The sequence below is a fragment of the Vibrio sp. CUB2 genome, from assembly GCF_001557945.1.
Lineage (GTDB): Bacteria > Pseudomonadota > Gammaproteobacteria > Enterobacterales > Vibrionaceae > Vibrio > Vibrio owensii.
Genome location: NZ_LNRB01000001.1, coordinates 378,318 through 398,273, shown reverse-complemented (window position 1 = coordinate 398,273; position 19,956 = coordinate 378,318). Strand labels below are relative to the sequence as shown.

Below are 19,956 nucleotides of genomic sequence, written 5' to 3'. Positions count from 1 at the left end.
TCAAGATGATTCATTTAGTTGCAGAAATTAAAGCCTACCCAGACAGTATCGACAACGTAACCAACTTACTTTCTGGTCTACTAGAACCTTCACGTGAAGAAGAGGGTTGTTGCCAATACGAACTGTATTTGGATCAAAAGATCGAAGGCTTGTTTATGTTCCAAGAGATTTGGGCATCGCAAGAAGCGTTAGATAAGCACTTACAAAGCCCACATATCGCACAGTTTATCTCGACGTTAGAAGATAACGATTGGGTTGAATATTCTCAGATTCGCCCAATGACGTTTGTCGGCTAAGCTTCTGAGCAGAATGTTGCCAGCACTTTCTTACGTTGCTGGCAGCATTTTTCATGAATGAATTCACGGAAAGTACGAATGGTTGGCGTCAGCAAACGACGATCGGCGCACACCATGTATAGCGGTACCGGACCACAATCCCACTCAGGTAATACTCTTACTAATCTTCCCTCAATCAAATCTTGGCTGATGTCCATCAGTGATTTGTTGGCGATGCCTTTGCCTTTGATTGCTAAGCGATGGGATAAGTCACTGTCGTTGCTAAGTAGCTTGCCACTCACGACAACCTGTTCTGTTTCGTCTCCGCGAGTCAGCGTCCATTTGTTGTAAACCGAATCTGCCACCATGTAACACAAACAGTTGTGTTGGTTGAGATCTTCCGGTTTGGTCAACACAGGGTTGTTTGCGACGTATTCTGGAGAGGCACACAGGATTCGTTCATTTGCGCCACACAAGGCCAATACGACGAGGTTAGAGTCAGCAGGTTCGCCGTAACGAATCGCGATGTCGACAGGTTTGGTGTACATATCGGTCAAGCTATCAGACAGCTCTAACTTGATAGAGACGTTCGGGTAAACATCAATAAACTCATCAACCCAATCAAGCAGCATGTTGCGACCAAAATCAGATGGCGCGGTGATGTGTAGTTGGCCCGAGAGTTCGCCACGCGCGCTTGAGATCTGATCTAACCCTTCTTGCAGCGTTGCGAGTGCTTGGGTGGTTTTGTCTAAGAACAGCTCACCTTCCGACGTTAAGCGAAGGCTGCGAGTAGAGCGCACAAACAGCGGAAAGCCAATTTGTCCCTCAAGACGTTTGATCGATGCACTGATGGCTGCTGGTGTCATGTCCATGCTGTTGGCGGCTTTCGAAAAACTGCCTTGGCGTGCGGTTTCGACAAAGATATTCAGATCGTTGAGGGCTTTCATAATGAAAAGGGCTTTTAAGAAGTTTGGGCTACTATAGGGGAGAGTCGCAGGGCAATTCAAGGTTAAAACATTAGGTTGCACGGCGAGTTTGAGTTAGATTAGCGCGCAACTTCACTTTACCGGATCAATAGCATGAGCCAACAGCAGCCGAATAACCCACTTCACGGGTTGAGTTTAGAGAAAATCCTTACCCGTTTAGTTGAGCACTTTGGGTGGAACGGAATGCATGAGCGCGTTCGTGTGAACTGCTTTAAGAAAGATCCTTCAATCAAATCTTCGTTGAAGTTCCTACGCAAAACGCAGTGGGCAAGAGATAAAGTAGAAGCGCTGTACATCGAGACGTTCTGCTAATTGGATTTGGTACACGTCTAAAAGAGAGATTCCGGATGGCTCGCTTAGGCTCGTCCGGAATGACGCTGATTTTTTGTTGCGTTGTCGGTTATTTAGACCTTAATCTCTCGCATCTCGCATCTCGCATCTCGCATCTCGCATCTCGCATCTCGCATCTAGCATCTCGCATCTCGCCTCTTTATTACTCCAAATGATGCGTACTGCCCACGGTGCCTTCTAAGTCTAAAATCGATTGGCGGACGTGATCTGGAATCGCGGCTTTCACATTGTTCTTAAAATCAAACATCACACCAGTGGCGGTCGCGATAGTCGCAATCTTGCCCCACTTCTTACTCAGCACTTGGTATTCCATCGTGATGCGATCTTCTTGCATATCAATTACGCGTGAGCCAATCAAAAGCGTATCTGGAAACGTAACGGGTAGCTTATAGCGGCATTGGGTTTCACTTAGAACCGGACCGATGTGAGACGTCTGCAAATCTACCAACAGATTAATCTTGTTGAAGTAGTCCAAACGCGCAGTTTCGAAGTAACGAAAATACACCGCATTGTTGACGTGTTGCAGGGCATCCATCTCTCCCCAAGCGACTTTGATTTCCGTAATCACTGGGAATTCAATTAATAACGTATCCATTACTCATGTTCCTTTTTCATCGACGTTGCCGCAATTTGCCAAGCGACTTATCACTTTGAGTATTTATTCTAGATGGAACTGATTAAAATGTAATAAAATTGTATGTAAAATGTGAAATGAATTAGATGCTTATTTTTGTAAACTAAAAACTTTACATAGTCAGTTGTGAGGCGTAGGTTTAAGTAAGCGTAACCAAAAGGAGATGTCCAATGACAGAACTGAAAGGTTTCAATCTTGCCAAAGTAGAAAAACGAATCGACTGGACAGGTGAGCTGTTCAGTTTACGAGTTTCCGGTGCGCCTCTCTCCTTCAAAGCCGGACAATTTACCAAACTCGCCTTGCTCGACGAACAGGGCAATCCCATTAGTCGTGCATACTCGGTGGTGAATGCGCCCAGTGAGCAGTTCGAATGGCTCGAATTCTTAGTCGTCGCGAACCCAGAAGGGCAACTGACACCAAGGCTGCAGCAGCTTCAAACTGGCGATAGCATTTATGTTGGTGAAACGGCGCATGGTGACCTGATCCACGATACCATTCCCAAACACGCAAACGATCTATGGCTGCTTTCCACCGGCACAGGCATTGGTCCATTTCTCTCTTTGTTAGACGACATCAATCTACTCCCACACAGCGATCACATTGTGCTGGTGCATGGTGTGCGTTACGAAAGAGATTTAGTTTACAAATACCTGATTGAGCAGCTCCAACAGCGATATGAAGGTCGTCTTCGTTATGTGCCGATTGTCAGCCGTGAGAGTATTCCGGGTAAGCTTCAAGGCCGTATTCCAGATCTGATTGTGTCGGGAGAGCTCGTTAATCGCGCTGACTTACCGTTTTCTAAAGAAAGCAGCTTTGTGATGATGTGTGGCAATCCTGAGATGATCAAAGACACCTCTCCAGTACTGCAAGAGATAGGCTTGGAAAAGTATCGTGCCCGAACGGGTGGCAATATTATTTACGAGAGATATTGGTAAGGACTGATCAATTTTTAGACCATCTCACTTCTGAGAGAGGCTCACAAATATGACTTCTCTTAATTGAGCACACTTACCCTCATCCCTAGAATGCATCAGCTTGCATTTGAGGGGATAAGGTATGTGGTGTTCAATTGCCAATAGAAAACGAAGGATGATTGGTGGTCTCATCGATCTGATGGTCGTAACGGGGTTAGTATTACTGATTGCGTTGACCATCAATTCATTTGTGAACGACTTTGAACTCTCTGTGAGCGAGAACCTTCAGTTGGTAAAGGATACGAAGGCGAGCTACGTACTTACCATCCCCATGTTGATGCTAGTTAATTGGAATTTACTGCGTGAAGGGCAAACCATAGGTATGCGCTTAGTAGGGATTAAAGTGGTGATGAAGAACGGCCACGACACGACAAAAGTCACCGCTTCACTTCGACTGTGCATAAGCTACTTAATTGAAATGCTGATTCCATTTACGCCACTAGTGAACATCATTTTGCTCTTTTGTCATCCAGAACGTCGTTTGTTACATGACATGCTCTCTGGCACCAAAGTCGTCAACTGCTAAATTACTCGCTGATCTTGCATTAAAGCTGTTGTTTCACTCAGAGTTGCGAGCGACTTACCTTTCCATTCTTCTTATCTTACGACTACACTTTCATCAGGCATAAATTCAACAACTTAGGATCAAGGATGATGAACAAAGCAGGTTGGACGGTGTGTCTTGCGACACTCTTTTCATCGACTGTTTTAGCAGGGGAGTGGGAGATTGAAGCAGGCGGTTTCTTCTCTCGAACTGACACTAAACTCAACGCTTACGACCCTTATTTCGACCAAATACATACGATCGATTTTGAATCTGATTTGGATTTGAAAGAGTTCACTGTGTTGCCGTATGTGGAATTAGAGTATTACTTTAATCAAAAACACAGTGTCTATGCGGATTGGCGAAGTTTGCATCGAGAAGCAACCAGAACGTCTGTCACCAAACCATTTGAACTTGCCATTGATGGAACCACTTATGTGGTGCAAGCAGGCTCAAAACTCACCACTGAACTGAATATCGACATTGCTCGAGTTGGCTATGGTTATCAGTTTTATACCACTGAAAAATGGGCGGTAGATGTGTTAGCTGGTTTGCATGTTATGTGGCTCTCATTGGGATTAGATGGCAAGCTTGGTGCAAAAGTCAGTGGGGTGGATGAAATCCCTGTCATGTTTGTCGATGATGCGGTGTTGAGTGATGTAACGGCACCTTTACCTGATTTAGGAATTCGAGCCGAATATTCGCTGAATCAGGATTGGATTTTGAAAAGTCACGCCCAAGTCTTTTATCTCGCAGTAGACGATATTGAGGGATACTTGTTGGAAGTCGATTTTGGCGCGAAATATCTTTTCACGGATCAGTTTAGTATGACTGGGTCATTCAACTATTACGAAGTCGGGGTGGATTACGAGAGCGACAATTCAGCGCTCGATGTTACCTATCGATTTTATGGCCCGATGCTGACTTTGGCGTATAAATTCTGATAATAAAAAAGCCACACTTGAGTGTGGCTTTTTGTATCCAGTCTGTACGACTAAACCAACGGGATTATTGTTGGTTGATGTAGTCTTTAAAGCGCGCTTGTGTCTCAGCGTCTGCTTTTTGGTACCAGAAATGCAGCATTTCTTCAGCCGTTGAATCTGCTTTCATTGTCGCAGGTTTAGTTTGCTTCATGTCTGCTGGGATCTTTGCAGGAAGTGTTGCTGGTTGGATAACCGCGGCACTTACAACGCCAACTGCCGCAACGCCGCCAGTCTTGTTGTAATCTTCCACTTCACGTACGTAGTCACGACCGATCTGCATGCCAGGCTTGATTAGCTTGTCTTGCTCTACCGCAATTGCGTTGCCAGAAGCATCAACCAGTTTCCAATCTAGATCTTTGATTTTGTCTTCTGCTTGGCGAAGGTCGCGGTATTCAGGAACTTGTAGGCTTAGTTCAGCGTCTGTTGCGTCGAAGCGAGTTACGATAACGTCACTCTCAACGCTTAGGCGATCATTACCTTGGCTGAAGTAAGGTGCGTAGCGGAACACAACTTGGTTTACGCCGTCAGGTAGCGTGAATGATTTTTCTGAAGCAAAGAAGCCGCCAGATAGTTTCACCTTCTCGCCGTTAGCCGCCAAAATAGAAACGTCGTCAGGAACGGTTACTGTCACATCCGCGAATGCCATGCCACTCATAGCCAAAGCAAGCGCGCAAGTTAAAGGCTTGATCAATTTCATTGTTTTTATCCTAAGCACTGAATTAGTGGTCATCGAGAGTGCATCGTTCATTGTTCGATTGCAACTCCCGAATGTAAGAAGATTGAAAATTTAACAAGAACGTCATTTTAATCGGATACCAAACTATGAAACTGTGAGCTAAATAGCTCAAACCGCTGCAAAGGGCAGCGGTTTGTTTCAATTGATAGAACGATTAGATACCAGCGCCGTGTCCAGCTTCGTTTTGTTCTGAAGCTTGTTCGGCATTTTCCGCTAACGCCTCTTGCTGTTGTTGAGCTTTTTCAATGTTCAACCACCACACGAATAGCTCGTACCAAATCGCAAGAATAACCGCACCTAAGAACAGACCAACGATGCCGTAGAACAACATACCACCGATGGCACCCAGTAGAATGACAGGCATTGGTACATCAACACCACGACCCATTAGCATTGGTTTGAATAGGTTTTCAGACAGTGCTGCAACCACAACCCAAACGGTAAACATGGTTGCTGTGCTGGTATCTTGTGTCATGTACATGTAGCCAACGACTGGCAGTACTGCCAATAGAGCAGGTAGCTGTGCGATACAAAGAATCATCAGCACTAGCGTTAGTAGGCCTGCAGCCGGTACGCCAAAGATGAAGAAGCCCGCACCAATCAATAGCGCTTGAATGGCAGCGACACCCACTACGCCAAGTAACACACTCTTGATGGTCGCAGCAATCAGCGTCGTCCAGCTTTTCGCATTGTCCCCTGCAGTACGAACTGCGATCGTTTTGAGACCAGAAGCCAAAGACTCAGAGTAAGTCATAAAGCCAGCAGCAATCGCTAGAGAGATGATTGATAGTAGCAAGCTACCCAGCGCACCACCGACCATGCCAAGCAGAGAAGTCAGACCCGCCTTAATTTGAGGCATAAAGGTTTGGATGGCTTTTTCTAGGTTGGTTGCGAACAGTGTCCATACTTCGTAAAGCTTGTCACCGACCAACGGCCATTCTGCGACAGAAGGTTTTGGACCCGGGATCTTAATATCGCCACTTTGTAAAACGTCTAGCGCGTGTGTTGCACCATCGACGATAGAGCCAGATACCATGACTAAAGGTGTCACCAATAGTGCGATACCCAACAAGGCGATCGTCGTTGCCGCGAGGCCACGTTTACCACCATACACTTTTGCTAGCTTCTTACAGATTGGCATCAATGCAACGGCAATGATGGCACCCCAAATCACAGGAAGAATGAAAGGTTTGATGATGTCGTATGTAAACATCAGCAAGACTAAGATCAAGCCGATACGTATTGCGGATTCCACCATATTACTGATGAAAACCTTACTCTCGATTTTTACCGATTGTTTATCCATTTTTGTTTACCTGATGTTCAATGTTGGAACTGACGAGACTTGAAACAACAATCGCCATATAAAACACGCCTACGATGGCCTCTAAATACACAACGACTTGTGCCAATGGTGTTAGAGGGCTGATATCGCCATAACCGAGTGTGGTTAAGGTGACGAAACTGAAATACGCTGCATTAGAGAAGTTCTGACCCCAAGAGATGGCTTCCATCCCAGTGAATGAGTTTGGAGAGAACTCAAGAAGAATGAGGTAAGCAATTGCCCACATCAGACCCAGCAGCAAAAATAGAGCAACAGAGCCAATGACTTTGTTGGTGTTCACATGCCCAGTGAACAGAATCTGCCTTGCGATAGACTTAAATGTGCCGAAGAAGAACGCGAAGGTGAGGGCGAGCATCACTACGTCCATTTCTTTGATGCCTAGCACGGCTTTGATACCAATTACCACAACCCAAGTACCCAATAGGGTATAGAGGAAACGTGACCAATTTTTGTCAAAGCGCAAGCTCGCCATACAGACGATGAAGGTGATGATGGTGAAGCCTTGCAGCAAGTGCTCCATCGCACCTTCCCCAACGACCTGTACAAACGCACCGCCGATCAAAAGCCCGATGAGCGCTAAGGTCAGATAGAAGAAGTTGTTTTCTTCATTGATGTTTTTGAGTTTTTTTCCAATAACCATGGTTATGCCTGTTTAACTCCTACTCTTGTTCTTGTGATGAGTCCTTCATCACCATGATGGAAGCAGAAAGCCCGAATCGAAGAGCGACACCTTCTGGCAGTTCATGCAGAGAGACGCGAACCGGAATACGTTGCGCTAGGCGAATCCACTGGAATACGGGATTCACGTTCGGCAGCAGGTTGTAGCCCACGGTGCCGTCTTTTGGTGCGATACCCCAACCAATTGAGTCCACCGTTGCATCGATTGGCGTATCGGGATGAGACATCAAAGTCACGCGTGCATCGCTACCCGGAGCAATTTGAGCCAATTGGTTTTCACGGAAGAAGCCAAAGACCCAGAAGCTGTTTTTGTCGATAAGTGCTACTAATGGTTGGTTTGCAACTGCCTGTGTACCGTCACGGATATCGAGGTTCGATACAAAGCCATCAACCGATGCGTACACTTTGGTGTAACCAAGGTTCAGGCGTGCAGATTTAAGTTGCTCTTCTGCTGATTTGATTTGCAGTAGTGATTCTTCGTAAGTGATCTCACGACGAATCAGATCTTTGTGCGAGACAGCGCCACGGTCTTTCGCTCGAATGTCTTTCAAACGATCGTATTCGATCTTTTTACCGCGAGAGCTAACGACGGCTTTCTCTAACGCTACTTCGGCTTGTGATAGGGCAACTTCGTAAGTGGTTGGGTCGATCTCAAACAGCAGGTCACCTTTCTTCACTTCTTGGTTATCCATCACCGCAACATTGACGATAGGGCCAGACACACGAGGTGCGACCTTGATAACGTTCGCACGTACCTGACCATCGCGGGTCCATGGGTTATTAAAATACTCTTCGAACTTCTGATAGCCGAACCACGCCGCGCCACCAAGAATGACAAGATTGAGTGCAATAACGAGTAGTTTTTTCATCTTGTTGGGCACCTAAAACTGTATATAAAAACTGTCGATGGCCACCACGTAGAACACCATGATGGCAATGAATGTCAGAGACGGAAACGCAATGAAACGAGACAAGCGCGTCTTGTTCAAAATGATCACCGTTATCCATGTGGCGGTGACCGCTAGAATCAGCACCAAAAGCAGCGGAGAGAAGTAAACGTCACCCCAAGAGAGTTCATGTGGCATTACTGCACCTCCCCATCTTGCTCTGCACTGTTTTCCTCAGCACTGTCCGTTTGCGTTTTGTCTGATGGTTGCTCAAGAAGCAGTGGCGGCAGAACGCGTTCTTCTTCGTCTAGCAAATCATCCCAATCGCTGCGGTCTTGCATCTGTTTTGCAACGGTTTCTGATAAGAAAGGCTTACCAGTTTGGGTTTCCCAACCACCACCAAGTGCTTTGTAGAGGGCAACTACTTGGTTTGCGACGTTACCTTTGATGGTGGCGTAGCTGTCTTCTGCGCGAGTCATCTTCTCTACTGAATTCAGAAGACGCTCAAAAGAAATCTGACCGTTTTCGTACTGGGTCATCGAGATGTTGAATGCGCGAATGGATGAGTTCACCGATTGCAGACGCAACGACTTTTGCTCCAAGTACAAGTCGTAAGCTTCCAGCGCATTGGTTACTTCATTAACCGCTTGCAGCACCTTCTTGTTGTAGTTGGTCAGCGTTTCTTGAAACTTCGCATCTTCAAATCGAATGTTGTTTTTCACTCGTCCGTATTGGAAGATATTCCAACTGAACGTTGGACCTACCACCATGGTTAACGAGTCACTGAAACTGAAGCTGCTGCCATCTGGAACCGTGCTATCGATACCTATAGAGCCGAACAGAGAGAAGCTTGGGTACAAGGCTGTTTCGGCAACGCCAATCTGAGCACTCTGAGCACGAGCTTGCATTTCTGATACTTGAAGATCAGGTCGGCGCATCACCAAATTTGCATCCACTTTGTTATCCAGTAGAGGTGGGCGAGGTACGATGGAGCGTTCGTCGCTGCCTGATAGTGCGGGTTTTCTGCTTGAGGATTTAAACTGGTTTTCGTAATCCGCCATCCGCTGAGCAAAGCCATCAGATTGCAACAGCTTTTCAACGTCTTCTGGCAGCACACCCAACAGCAATGCTAATGCAGTGCGCGACTGCTTCATTGCAATTTCAAGCGAAGGTTGCGCCGCTTTAGTATTGAAGAGCTGGTTTTTCGCTTGCTGAACGTCGAGCTCGGTTACGTTACCCGAATCAAATTGCACCTGAGTAATATTCACTACGCGCTCTTGGATCTCGATGTTTCGACGAGAGAGTAAAATACGCTCTTGGAACGTGCGGTAGTTGATGTAATTGCGTGCCACTTCCGCAGTGATGGTCACCATGATGTCGTGGTAAGACGCAATCGACGCATAGTAGCCAGCTTCAGCAGATTCAATGCCACGCGCGTATTTGCCCCAGATGTCCATTTCCCACCCTGCATCAAATGACAGCGCGGCGTTATTTACACCTTGGTCGTTCACATAAGCTCTGGCTAAGTTACCGGAGACAGTTTGCACTTGTGGGTATTGCAATCCTGTGGAGATGCCCAATAGCGAACGTGCTTGGACTATGCGCAAACCCGCCGCCTCAAGATCGAGGTTTTGTTGGCTCGCCATCTCAACCAGTTGGTTCAGTGTTGGATCGTTGAACTGCTGCCACCACTGCTGCAGTTTTTGCTCAGATTGCTGTGTGTCTTGCGCCGCTTTTTCTAATGACCAATCACTTGGCAAGGCGGTTTGCTCTGGATGGACGTAATCCGGACCCAAAGTCGTACACGCACTCAATCCGAGTACAGAGAGTATGGCGAGGCTAGGTTTAGTTAGTTTTAGAAGCATCATATCCTCACCTTTAAAACCGCTTCTGACGTAAGTTCACCCAATCGATATCCTCGTAGGTTTGCTTGCATTGGTTTATTGCTTCGAACACGTTCCGTTTTAAATTCAGCAAGATATAAAAACCGGCTATCTCTGAATAAGCGTAGTCAGATAAATCCAACTCACTAAAGAATTCTTCCAGTTTATTTTCAAAGGATTGGTAATCTTGGCTGTATTGTTCGAACACAGAATTGAGCTCGTCGGTCGTCTGATGGCTTGCTAGTGCGGCAGCCATCAGAGGTAATATGGAATCGGTATGCTTGCTGCGTAACTGTTTGATAAGTCGGTTACTTAACAGCTTTTGTTCGGCAGCAATCAAAATGTTGACGTGGTTACTTAGGGCATTGCATGACTTGCTGAATGCGCCGATGGCCTCTGGCGGCGTTTTATCAAATAACTTGTGGTTGATCTTTGAGCCCCAAACCATCAGTTTTTTGGAAGAGACGTTTAGTGTCACCAAATGCAAAGAACGTTTCAGCTTTTTAAAAGAGGACTCAGATTGTTGGTGATAGCTAGCAAATAGGTCACCAACATGCCTGAAATACCGCTCTTTCAGCGTTAAGAACAAATGCTCTGGACGTGAACTGAAAGGGAAGTAATGAGCGAAAATGATCATGAACACCACCATGTAGAACAAGGTCATGATCGTCATTAGGATGCCAAAGTGATAGGTCATATTGTTGTCGAGACCGAGCACGAACAAGCCGATCATATAAAAGATGGTCACCGGTCCTTTGAATAGATAGAAACCGATAAAGGTATAGATAAAGATGAACAAGCCCAGTTCGGCACCTAACTCTAAACCTGGCAAAATAAAGACGTACGAAGGCACTGCAAATAGGAAGCCAAACGTAAACAAAATCAGCAACATGAATGGGTGAACAGGTACAAACGACAGCAGTGACATAAAGATGGTTGAGAAGGTAACAAACGAGTAGCCACCTGGCGGGTTGAAATAAATCCAAATTAACCCTGCCACCCAGTAGGTGGTGAAGGTTTTCACTGCGGTTTTGAAGTTCTCAGCATCCCACCAAAGGAACTTACTCTTCTGCTTCGGCAATTCTTGCTTAAACGACACATTGTTGGTCACAGAATCAATACAGCTAATGCTCTCAGCTAAGCGAGACAAGCTTTGGTGCATGAGTTTAAGTAAGTGACCAAGTGTGAGTGCTGAGCCTTTCACAAGGTGAGACGCGTCTGCCAGCGCCGCTTGGTTGTATTCGATGTTTAATTCTTGAGCTCGGTAAGCCGCTCCCTCGTTGGCCCACATCTCTTGACTGATCTTGAACAGTTGTTGGATTTCTTGAGTCGCTTGATCAAAGTTGTTGATACAGCTTCGGTCTTGCTGGTGGCTAAAGTGACTATGTGCAGCCACGCTAAGCTCTTGAGTGATTTGCTTATTGAAGTGGACCGCGAGTTGCCACTCTTTCATATAGGCCGAGACATCACTGCACTCGACACTGACGGTTGCAAAGCGTTGTTCTAGCGCGTTTTGTGCGGCGAATACTTTTTCTAACAACTCATCGATGGTTGGTGACGGTGCTTCATCGTTTTCAGTTGCTTTCTCGTTAGTGACCACATCCTGTTGTAGCGCTGTTTTTTGTTCGAAGTTTTGCAAAATGGCATTAAACAACGCTTGTTGAGCTTGGTTCAGTTGCTCAATGAGTTGACGCAGGTTTTGCTCTGTTTTGGTCGGCCATAGGAATGTGCCCACTAAGGTGTAAAGCACTACACCAAAGATCGTCATGTACGCGCGATCAACGCCATACATGAATGCGCCTTCTGCATCTCCACCATTCGACATCATTAAGACCATTACGCCAGTTAAGGCAAGTAAGGTTGGGTCTTTTTGGTACGCGTTGCGGAAATAGAAAATAAAGGAAACAACGACAGAAACGCTGAGCATATACAGCAAGCGATCTTGGGCAAACATGCCGACAAGCAACAAACCGATTACCGCACCTACTAAAGTACCCAGCACACGCAATGTGCCTTTGGCGAGAGACTCACGTCGACTACCGGTACAAGCGATTAACATGACTGTCGTAGCCGCGGTAGATGCTTGCGGCCAACCCATTGCAAACGGGATCAGATAAGCCAGAGTTAGGCTAAGCGCTACTTTTGTGGCGAATTTGATTTTCTCGTTCATAGTGTCAACGTTAGCTCAGGCTTATGCTTGTAAGTGGATGAATTTATTCAATCAATAATCAGAATTTCGTTCTGAAAAAATTGCGGACGCGGAATATAGCGATTGAAATGAAGAGGTTTGTAAATCCTTTGTCAAAACCCAATCGGACTGAAAAGCCTAAATCGTTCTTCGAGCCCCGTTGCTCATAGCGTGGGAGGAAAAACGACCAAGAAAACGTTTAACTAGAAAGTCTCATTACTGATACAGTTTTGCAGGAATTATCAAACCAAATTTCTATTCAAGGTTCATCGCCAGCATGTTAGGTCTTGCTCACTTCCAAATTATTGTGAAAACAAGTGCCTAACAAAAAGCATAGATGATGAGGAATAAGTTGAGAGGGAAGTTTTTGTTTTTTACTGGCTTGTAGATGTGGTTTTGGATTTTTGGGAGCGAGATAAAAAGACCAATGCAATGCCGCCAAGAATGATAGCACTGGTTATTAACGAATGTAGGGTCAGGGCTTCACCTAACAATATGCTACCTAAAATCAGAGCGATGGCAGGAACAGAAAGCTGGCTAACCGCTGCTTGTAACAGAGATAACTTTTGCATTACCTGATACCAAAGTACATAACCAAAACCTGAGGCGATGGCACCCGATGCAATGGCTAATAATGTACCTTTTAAGGTTACTTGAATTGAATCTAATAACAGTGGGGAAAGTAAGAGTCCTAAGATGGAAGCGGTAATGAACCCCCAAGTAATCCCACTGCTCGGAGTTGGGGCGTGTTTACCTAGAGCGGTGAAGCCTGCCCAGCAGACACCGGAAAGTACCATCAATACAGCAGACCAGACATCTGGTCGAGTTGCCGATGGCAGCATGAGCCAAGCAAACCCCGCTAACGACACCGCAATGCCTAACACTTCGAGCGATTTAAAGCGCTGCCCTTGCCACCAATAAAGGGCGAGTAAGGTCAGCTGTACAGCACCAAAAAGTAACAAGGCTCCGGTTCCAGCTGCTAGTTTTATATAGGCGAAAGAAAACAGGGCGGCATATCCAAATAAGGCTACTCCTGCAAACAGACTGAATTTGGTTGTCGGTAGCTGGCTGCGAAAGTTTCCTCTCAGAAGTAGGATGGCAACTAAGGTGACTGCACCAGAGGGTAAACGGATAAGGGTGAAGCTGCCCGCGTCTATGAGACCTGCTGCTAATGCTAAGCGACACAGCAGTGAATTGGCAGCAAACGCCAACATAGCAATCGCGGTCAGTAAAAATGTCGACATTCCTTATCCTCAATCCTAAGCAAGATACGCAGTGTAGCGCCAAACATAAGAAGCTAATTAGTTGATAAAGTGATTAGTTATAGCTGAAAACGCACACTCATGGTGCATTGAGATATCGAAGCCTTGCCAAATTGAGTGAAAATAGTAATTGTTATAACATAACAATTTGGTTCGGTAATAAATACAGAATGAGGAATTCGGGTTGAATCTATTTGTTAATGATCTCACGGTTATTGATGCATCGTACTTGTGTGAAAAACGAGGCATGGTCGGCGAGAGCTGGATTCTGGATGTCGTAATGCATGGCGATCTCAATGAGATGAGCATGGTGCTGGATTTCTCGAAAGTGAAGAAGCAAATCAAACAATTGGTCGATCAATATGTTGATCACCGTTTGCTTGTTCCCGTAGATAATGACGCGGTGGAAACCACAAGTATTCAATCAGGCTATTCCCAAGTCGACCTTATGCGTGGTGAAAAGGGCATTCATCTACATTGTCCGGATGAAGCCTTTTGCTTTGTTGATGCTAAAGAAATCTCAATAGAGAGCGTGACGAAACACATTCACCATGTTCTACAAGGTCATCTACCGAGTAATGTGGCATCGATTGATGTGACCTTACGTCATGAAAAACTCGATGGCGCTTACTATCACTACACCCACGGTTTAAAAAAACACGATGGTAATTGTCAGCGTATCGCACACGGACATCGTTCACCGATCCAAATCCTAGTGGATGGGCAGCGTGATATCGAACGCGAGCACGCTTTTGCACAGCGTTGGCAAGATATCTATCTCGCCTCCATCGAAGACTTAGTTGAAGTTGAGCATTTAGAGTTGAGTGAACACGCTAATGGCAGCAGTAGCGATACCCACTTTGGCTTTCGTTACATCACGTCTCAAGGGGACTTCCAGTTAGCGATTGCACACAGTGAAACCGAAGTGCTGAACACGGATACAACGGTGGAACTGCTTGCCGTATTTATCGCTAATGAAATTGCTCCTTCATTAAATGAGGGGCAGTCACTGCAAATTATCGCCTATGAAGGTGTGGGAAAAGGAGCGATGGCGTTTCGCTAAGAGGGCGCTGCTCAATCTCAATTAAAACTCACTTTTACTCAATATTTGGAATATCACTTTTATGGACAAACTTAATCGTGTTCTGCTCGTGGCAGGTACGCATGGTAACGAGCTTTCTGGTATTTATCTTCAAAAGCTCATCAAAGATCGCCTCTATGTTGCCGACCGTTCGACGTTCAATACTCAGTGTGTGCTTGGCAACCCTGAAGCGGTAAAGCAAAACGTTCGTTATGTGGAGACCGATCTCAACCGTGAATTTGCCTTGGCGAATCAATCATCGCCTGCGACTCAGCAAGAAACTGAAATCGCGCAGCAATTCACGCAAGTACATGCTCACCAAGAGAATCAATTGATCATCGATCTGCACAACACCACCAGTAACATGGGTGCGACCTTGATTTTGGTTTCTAATGACGTGTTCTATCGCAAGATGGGGGCGTATGTGAAGCAACGCATGCCAGAAGCCAACATCTTGTTTGAAGACAGAAAAGCGTGGGATGACCAACCTTATTTGTGCACCACCGGGCAGCATGGCGTGATGATCGAAGTTGGAGCTCAAGCACATGGTTCACTGAAGTACGACACTCTAGAGCTAATGAAGAAGATGCTGACCATGGTGCTCGGTTACCTTGAACAGCATAACCTTGGTCGAGTTGGTGAGTTGAATGACTACGACGCGTATTTTTACACCGAAGAAGTCATGATCCCTGTCGACCATGATGGTATGCGTGTCGCGACAGTACATCCTATGATCTGTGGACGAGATTTCGAGGTAGTCAAACCGGGCGAACCACTACTCGCGACCTTCTTTGGTTACGATATTTTCTGGGAAGGCAAACAGGATATCTATCCGCATTTCATCAACGAGAGTGCGTACAGCAAAGCCAATATCGCTATGGCACTTGCTGAGAAAAAATGCGTTCGCACGAGTGATTGAAACCGAGCTTAGCTTGAATGTTCGCCCTCAATTCTGAACTGTTTATAGTGTTCTTCGAATCGGTCGCTTATCCAGTCCATAAGCATTTTGACTCTTGGTAGTTGATATTTGACTGGCGGACAGACGAGCGAAAGTAAGGTTTTTTCTGACCATTCCGGGAGCACCTCGATAAGTCTTCCGGATGCCAAATCAGCATGGCAGTACACATCGGTTAGTCGCGTTACCCCTAGTCCAGAAACCGCCGCGTGCCGCATGGTCCTGCCAGTAGCCGCTTTAATACCTTGCCCTACATTGATAATGCGCTGTTCTTTGTGATTTTTCATAATCCAATGATCAACACTGCCATGAATCAAAGGCAAGGCTTTAAGATCTTCTGGGACGAGGATGTTCGGGTGTCGTTCCAGAAAATCTGGACTTGCGACATAGTGCGTGCGAAGTGTGGTGAGTCGGCGCGCGATGAGAGTGGAGTCTGGCATTTCGCCGACACGGAGGACTAAGTCGTAGCTATCTTCAATAAGATCAACGCGATGTTTTGAGAAATCGAGCTCTACTTCTACGTTCGGGTAGGCGGATTGAAAACTCATCACCAATGGTGCAATGAGCTCTTCGCCAATCGGTCCTCCGACAGAATTCATGTGGATCCGACCCTTAATTTCGCTGGTGGTTTGCTGTGCCCACTCTGCGGCGGCATCCAGTTGTAGCATCGCTTCTTTGCATTTACGAAAGTAACCATCGCCAATCTCAGTAAGGCGGAGCTGACGTGTGGTTCTATAGAGTAACTGAACACCTAGCGAGGACTCTAATTCACTCACGAGCTGACTTACGTTTGCCTTTGATGCGCCCATCGCTTCGGCCGCGGAGGTGAAGCTTCCACATTCCGCGACATAAATAAACGCTCGAATGCCTCGCCAAGATAGATTGTTCATGTAAACCTAACAGTGTTTTCATAATGCCTATATATATCCGAATAATAGCGCTCCTTATACTTGTTTAAAAGAGAAGAGCAGAGTGCAAATGTTTGTGAATGCTCGTCTTTATCGTCTAAAAAACCGTTAAACATAGAGAGTGAATCGAGTGACAGTAACAAGATATGAGGCTTCATTTTTCAGCAATGGCAACCGACTTGCAGCGGAAATTCATCGTCCATCCAAAGTCGAAAATCCTTTACCAGCGGTTTTGATTGCTGCGCCGCAGGCGGGAGTAAAAGAACAGACGGTAAGAATCTACGCCGAGAAAATTGCGGCCAAGGGATTCGTGGTATTAACGTTTGATCATGCCAGTTTTGGTGCGAGTGAAGGCGCGCCAAGATTTCATGAGAACCCATACAATAAAGCGGAAGATTGCCGCAACGGGGTAACTTATTTACGTTCCTTAGCGTATGTGAAGAGTGAGCAAATCCATGGGTTAGGTGTTTGTTCTGGCGGTGGATATTTAGCTCATGCCGTTGCGACAGATAGACGAGTAAAATCACTTGCGACCGTGAGTGCTTACTTCGACCACCGAGGCTTTTATCACAACGTAATTGGCCGAGAAGGTTTGTTAGATTTGCTACTTAAAGGCAATGAAGCGAGAGAACGATATCTTGCTACTGGGCAGATTGATTTCCTGCCTCACGCGCCAGCTGAAGACAGTGAAGAAATGCCACGTCTGTTCCGAGAGTTCTACCAGTACTACATGACAGAGCGCGGAGCAAAAGGCTTATACGAGAGCAAGTTTTTGCCTTGGTCTTATGAGACGTTGGCTAACTTTTCAGCTTTGGATATTGCTGCAAACTTGACGCCGACACCACTACTGATGATTGTCGGTACAGAAGCGGATTCTGCATACGAAAGCGAGCAAATGTTTGATGCGGCTTCGCAGCCTAAACAATTGATTAGAATTGAAGGTGCGAATCACATTGGGCTCTATGACGAAGACGAATACGTTGATCAAGCTGTTGAGCAGATCATCGAGTTTTTTAGCTAATCACACCATTAGAAGAAAAAGGGGCGAGAATATCGCCCCCTTTTGCTATTAATCGATGTCACTGGAATAACCATAAAGCGACTTGATGGTGTTTCTCAACCACACCAGTTTGGGATTGTACGCATTACGTTTGTGCCAAATCATGGTGAACGGGATCAGCAATTTTTCTTGTTGTGGTTGCTTTAAAGGAATGGGTAAGCACACCAAATCTGGATGCAGCTTCTTGGTGTAACTCTCACAGTATTGCGGTGCTGTGGTCAGCATATTGTGGTGTGGTTGCGCGGCCATAAACAGAGACTGTTCGAAGCTCGACATGGTTAAGCCAATGGAGCGCTGTAAGCCAAGTTCACTCAATACTTCATCCAGTGCCCACGTCTCACTCTTTTCCCAAACAATATTGATGTGTTGGTAACTCAAAAAGGTTTCAAGGTTCCATTCCTTCTCCAAAGCGGGGTGATCTTTGTGTAGGTACACCATAGGTAAATCTGAGAACAGTACTTCGAAATCAAGAAAGTAAGGAAGCAGGTTGAGTGACTCTTTTGAGCGGGGGTGGCTCTCTCTTCCGGTAAAGCCGATGTCTGCTTCTCCCCGCACAATCGCAGCGAGTGAATCGTAATCCCAGTTACTGGTTTTGACTTTCGCATCTGGGTAGCGCTGGTGGATGGCAACAAGAAGATCATCAAGAATCGTCAGCACTAAAGGGGATTCAATGGTCAGATCAAAGCGCACGCCTTTTGGGGCTATATCGCTGCGTTTCTCCGCAATTTGGCTGCCAATTTGTAGCCATTCCGCCAGATCTTGCTCCATGCTTTGCGCTAATGGAGTCGGTGCTAATCCTTTTGGTGTTTTCACAAACAGAGGATCATCAAACCAGTCACGAAGCTTATTGAGTGATTTACTCACCGTTGACGGCGTGACGTTCAATTTCTTCGACGCTTTGGAAACACTCTGCTCTTGCAGCAGCAATTGCAGAGTGAACAGCAGGTTGAGATCAAGACGGGCTAGTGATTTCTTCATAGTGGCTTTCATGAGCAGGCTTAGGAATAAATAGTATTAGAGCCAAGCTGATTGCGCCACCTATAGCTAGCACAAACACCAACATATTCAGCGCATTAACGCCGATTAAACCCATAAACCAGATGTAGAGGGCAGAGCAACATACTTGAGCGATGCCCAGTAGTGAGCTTGCTACACCAGCACGAAGAGAGAAAGGGCTGAGCGCTTGACTCATGGCCACGCCAAAGCCAATCGAGAAGCCAGCGCAAATCAGCCCAAATCCGAATAAGTAAAATGGGATTCCCCATTGGTTTAGATGAGCAAAACCAATCACCATCGCCGCACTGACAAGCAAGGTTTGCGAAGTCAGCATCAGAGTACGTTGCTTAAAGTAAGACAAAGCCAATGGCGCAGAGAAAGAAGTGATCATACTGACTAATGCAGTGCCTGCCATGACAGAAGAATAGCCACCACGATCAAAACCAAGTTCGCCCATCACCAGCATTGGAGAGACATTCACGTAGGTAAGAATGGTGGTCACGCCGATGGCCGTAATGATGAGTCGGCTGATGAAAAAGCGCTCCGCGAACGTTTCTTGGGTAGAAGCTGAAGCGGTGCTTTGTTGTGGCAATGCACTAGGCTTTGATTCTTTCAGCACCAAGGTCGAAAGCAAACAAACCACCACACCCATGCCTGCCATTGTGGTGAACAGGCTTGGCCAAGGGAATTTGAGCATAATGAGATGGCCAACAACGGGGGCGATGACAGGAATGATGCAGGTAATGCCGTTAAGCATCGACAGCACCTTAGCGCGGCGTTTGTCATCCAATGTGTCGCGCAAAATAGCAAAAGCAACCACATAGCAAGAGCCAGCCCCAATACCTTGAGCAAAACGTGCGATTAAAAATGTATTGGATTGTTCTGCCATTCCGCCAAGTAATGATGCTGCAATAAAAATGGCTGCACCTACCATCGCCACCGGTTTACGGCCAACGGAGTCGGCGATTTTTCCTGCAAACAGCATGGTGGTTGCCATACCGGCAAGGTAAATAGAAAACGCGATGTGTAATTGTGATTCACTGGCGTTTAAATCCGCGGCAATTTGAGGCAACCCTACAAGATAAAGATCAATGGCGGTAGGATAGAGTAAAACAAGAGAGAAACTACAAAGCAGAAAACGAAACATGACAACCTCACTAACAGTTGATGAGGATAATAGTGTGCTAAACGTTTGCCTGCGAGTGGGAAATACGACAGCAGGTTTTTCCA

At 46.1% G+C, this 19,956-nt stretch carries 21 protein-coding genes; 8 read left to right on the top strand and 13 right to left on the bottom strand.

The genetic code is table 11. From position 1 onward, the window contains the following. Positions 1 to 5 precede the first annotated feature (5 nt). A complete protein-coding gene (locus tag ATB78_RS01825; protein WP_005436210.1) occupies positions 6 to 296 on the top strand; it encodes a putative quinol monooxygenase in 291 nt (96 codons plus the stop codon). On the opposite strand, the gene ATB78_RS01820 is transcribed toward ATB78_RS01825, so the two are convergent. Further along, positions 293 to 1,222 carry a LysR family transcriptional regulator gene (locus ATB78_RS01820; protein WP_029788322.1) on the bottom strand — a complete coding sequence of 310 codons (930 nt, stop codon included), beginning with the start codon at positions 1,220 to 1,222 and terminating at the stop codon, positions 293 to 295. The two genes, ATB78_RS01825 and ATB78_RS01820, sit on opposite strands and share 4 nt — an antisense overlap. A 132-nt stretch (positions 1,223 to 1,354) precedes the next feature. On the opposite strand from ATB78_RS01820, the gene ATB78_RS01815 reads away from it, so the two are divergent. Beyond that, positions 1,355 to 1,573 carry a VF530 family protein gene (locus ATB78_RS01815; RefSeq protein WP_005436214.1) on the top strand — a complete coding sequence of 73 codons (219 nt, stop codon included), beginning with the start codon at positions 1,355 to 1,357 and terminating at the stop codon, positions 1,571 to 1,573. Between the two features lie 181 nt (positions 1,574 to 1,754). Here the strand turns inward: ATB78_RS01815 and ATB78_RS01810 are convergent, their stop codons facing one another. After that, on the bottom strand, positions 1,755 to 2,207 hold the full coding sequence (locus ATB78_RS01810; protein ID WP_061007657.1) for a thioesterase family protein: 453 nt from the start codon (positions 2,205 to 2,207) through the stop codon (positions 1,755 to 1,757). A gap of 209 nt (positions 2,208 to 2,416) precedes the next feature. Here ATB78_RS01810 and ATB78_RS01805 point away from each other — a divergent pair, with 209 nt between their 5' ends. The 3 genes from ATB78_RS01805 to ATB78_RS01795 all read left to right on the top strand — a co-directional run bounded on the left by ATB78_RS01805 (position 2,417) and on the right by ATB78_RS01795 (position 4,708). Then, entirely contained in the window at positions 2,417 to 3,181 is a 765-nt protein-coding gene (locus tag ATB78_RS01805) for a ferredoxin--NADP reductase (protein WP_061007656.1), read from the top strand. 121 nt (positions 3,182 to 3,302) lie between these two features. After that, positions 3,303 to 3,746, top strand: coding sequence for an RDD family protein (locus ATB78_RS01800; RefSeq protein ID WP_061007655.1), 444 nt, complete (start codon positions 3,303 to 3,305; stop codon positions 3,744 to 3,746). Positions 3,747 to 3,871: 125 nt separating this feature from the next. After that, complete coding sequence (locus ATB78_RS01795; RefSeq protein WP_061007654.1) at positions 3,872 to 4,708, top strand: DUF481 domain-containing protein; 837 nt, start codon at positions 3,872 to 3,874, stop codon at positions 4,706 to 4,708. A gap of 64 nt (positions 4,709 to 4,772) precedes the next feature. On the opposite strand, the gene ATB78_RS01790 is transcribed toward ATB78_RS01795, so the two are convergent. From ATB78_RS01790 to ATB78_RS01755, 8 genes are all read right to left on the bottom strand, one after another. Continuing rightward, the gene (locus tag ATB78_RS01790) at positions 4,773 to 5,444 is read right to left on the bottom strand and encodes a DUF2057 domain-containing protein (RefSeq protein ID WP_020195365.1); all 672 of its coding nucleotides are present in this window, start codon (positions 5,442 to 5,444) and stop codon (positions 4,773 to 4,775) included. Between the two features lie 193 nt (positions 5,445 to 5,637). Then, complete coding sequence (locus tag ATB78_RS01785) at positions 5,638 to 6,789, bottom strand: AI-2E family transporter (protein WP_005436229.1); 1,152 nt, start codon at positions 6,787 to 6,789, stop codon at positions 5,638 to 5,640. Then, positions 6,782 to 7,468, bottom strand: coding sequence for a potassium channel family protein (locus tag ATB78_RS01780; protein WP_005436230.1), 687 nt, complete (start codon positions 7,466 to 7,468; stop codon positions 6,782 to 6,784). Before ATB78_RS01780 ends, ATB78_RS01785 begins: the two co-directional genes overlap by 8 nt. A 19-nt stretch (positions 7,469 to 7,487) precedes the next feature. After that, the gene (locus ATB78_RS01775) at positions 7,488 to 8,375 is read right to left on the bottom strand and encodes an HlyD family secretion protein (RefSeq protein ID WP_061007653.1); all 888 of its coding nucleotides are present in this window, start codon (positions 8,373 to 8,375) and stop codon (positions 7,488 to 7,490) included. A 12-nt stretch (positions 8,376 to 8,387) separates the two neighbouring features. After that, a complete protein-coding gene (locus ATB78_RS01770; RefSeq protein WP_005453214.1) occupies positions 8,388 to 8,591 on the bottom strand; it encodes a DUF1656 domain-containing protein in 204 nt (67 codons plus the stop codon). Continuing rightward, positions 8,591 to 10,261: a TolC family protein gene (locus ATB78_RS01765; protein ID WP_061007652.1), complete on the bottom strand. Its 1,671-nt coding sequence runs from the start codon at positions 10,259 to 10,261 to the stop codon at positions 8,591 to 8,593. The genes ATB78_RS01770 and ATB78_RS01765 overlap by 1 nt, the downstream gene beginning before the upstream one ends. Before the next feature lie 10 nt (positions 10,262 to 10,271). Further along, the gene (locus ATB78_RS01760) at positions 10,272 to 12,446 is read right to left on the bottom strand and encodes an FUSC family protein (protein ID WP_061007651.1); all 2,175 of its coding nucleotides are present in this window, start codon (positions 12,444 to 12,446) and stop codon (positions 10,272 to 10,274) included. A gap of 392 nt (positions 12,447 to 12,838) precedes the next feature. Continuing rightward, on the bottom strand, positions 12,839 to 13,708 hold the full coding sequence (locus ATB78_RS01755) for a DMT family transporter (protein ID WP_061007650.1): 870 nt from the start codon (positions 13,706 to 13,708) through the stop codon (positions 12,839 to 12,841). A 202-nt stretch (positions 13,709 to 13,910) separates the two neighbouring features. Between ATB78_RS01755 and ATB78_RS01750 the strand changes: the two genes are divergently transcribed. Together ATB78_RS01750 and ATB78_RS01745 are read left to right on the top strand one after the other, a co-directional pair. Beyond that, on the top strand, positions 13,911 to 14,789 hold the full coding sequence (locus ATB78_RS01750) for a 6-carboxytetrahydropterin synthase (protein WP_017189665.1): 879 nt from the start codon (positions 13,911 to 13,913) through the stop codon (positions 14,787 to 14,789). A 61-nt stretch (positions 14,790 to 14,850) separates the two neighbouring features. Further along, positions 14,851 to 15,726 carry an aspartoacylase gene (locus ATB78_RS01745; RefSeq protein ID WP_061007649.1) on the top strand — a complete coding sequence of 292 codons (876 nt, stop codon included), beginning with the start codon at positions 14,851 to 14,853 and terminating at the stop codon, positions 15,724 to 15,726. Positions 15,727 to 15,734: 8 nt separating this feature from the next. On the opposite strand, the gene ATB78_RS01740 is transcribed toward ATB78_RS01745, so the two are convergent. Then, positions 15,735 to 16,652, bottom strand: coding sequence for a LysR family transcriptional regulator (locus tag ATB78_RS01740; RefSeq protein WP_009699284.1), 918 nt, complete (start codon positions 16,650 to 16,652; stop codon positions 15,735 to 15,737). 148 nt (positions 16,653 to 16,800) lie between these two features. Here ATB78_RS01740 and ATB78_RS01735 point away from each other — a divergent pair, with 148 nt between their 5' ends. After that, the gene (locus ATB78_RS01735; protein ID WP_061007648.1) at positions 16,801 to 17,691 is read left to right on the top strand and encodes an alpha/beta hydrolase; all 891 of its coding nucleotides are present in this window, start codon (positions 16,801 to 16,803) and stop codon (positions 17,689 to 17,691) included. A gap of 48 nt (positions 17,692 to 17,739) precedes the next feature. Here ATB78_RS01735 and yidZ read toward each other — a convergent pair whose 3' ends face one another. Together yidZ and ATB78_RS01725 are read right to left on the bottom strand one after the other, a co-directional pair. Beyond that, positions 17,740 to 18,708: an HTH-type transcriptional regulator YidZ gene (gene yidZ, locus ATB78_RS01730; protein WP_061007647.1), complete on the bottom strand. Its 969-nt coding sequence runs from the start codon at positions 18,706 to 18,708 to the stop codon at positions 17,740 to 17,742. Next, on the bottom strand, positions 18,683 to 19,873 hold the full coding sequence (locus tag ATB78_RS01725) for an MFS transporter (RefSeq protein ID WP_061007646.1): 1,191 nt from the start codon (positions 19,871 to 19,873) through the stop codon (positions 18,683 to 18,685). Before ATB78_RS01725 ends, yidZ begins: the two co-directional genes overlap by 26 nt. Positions 19,874 to 19,956: the final 83 nt, after the last annotated feature.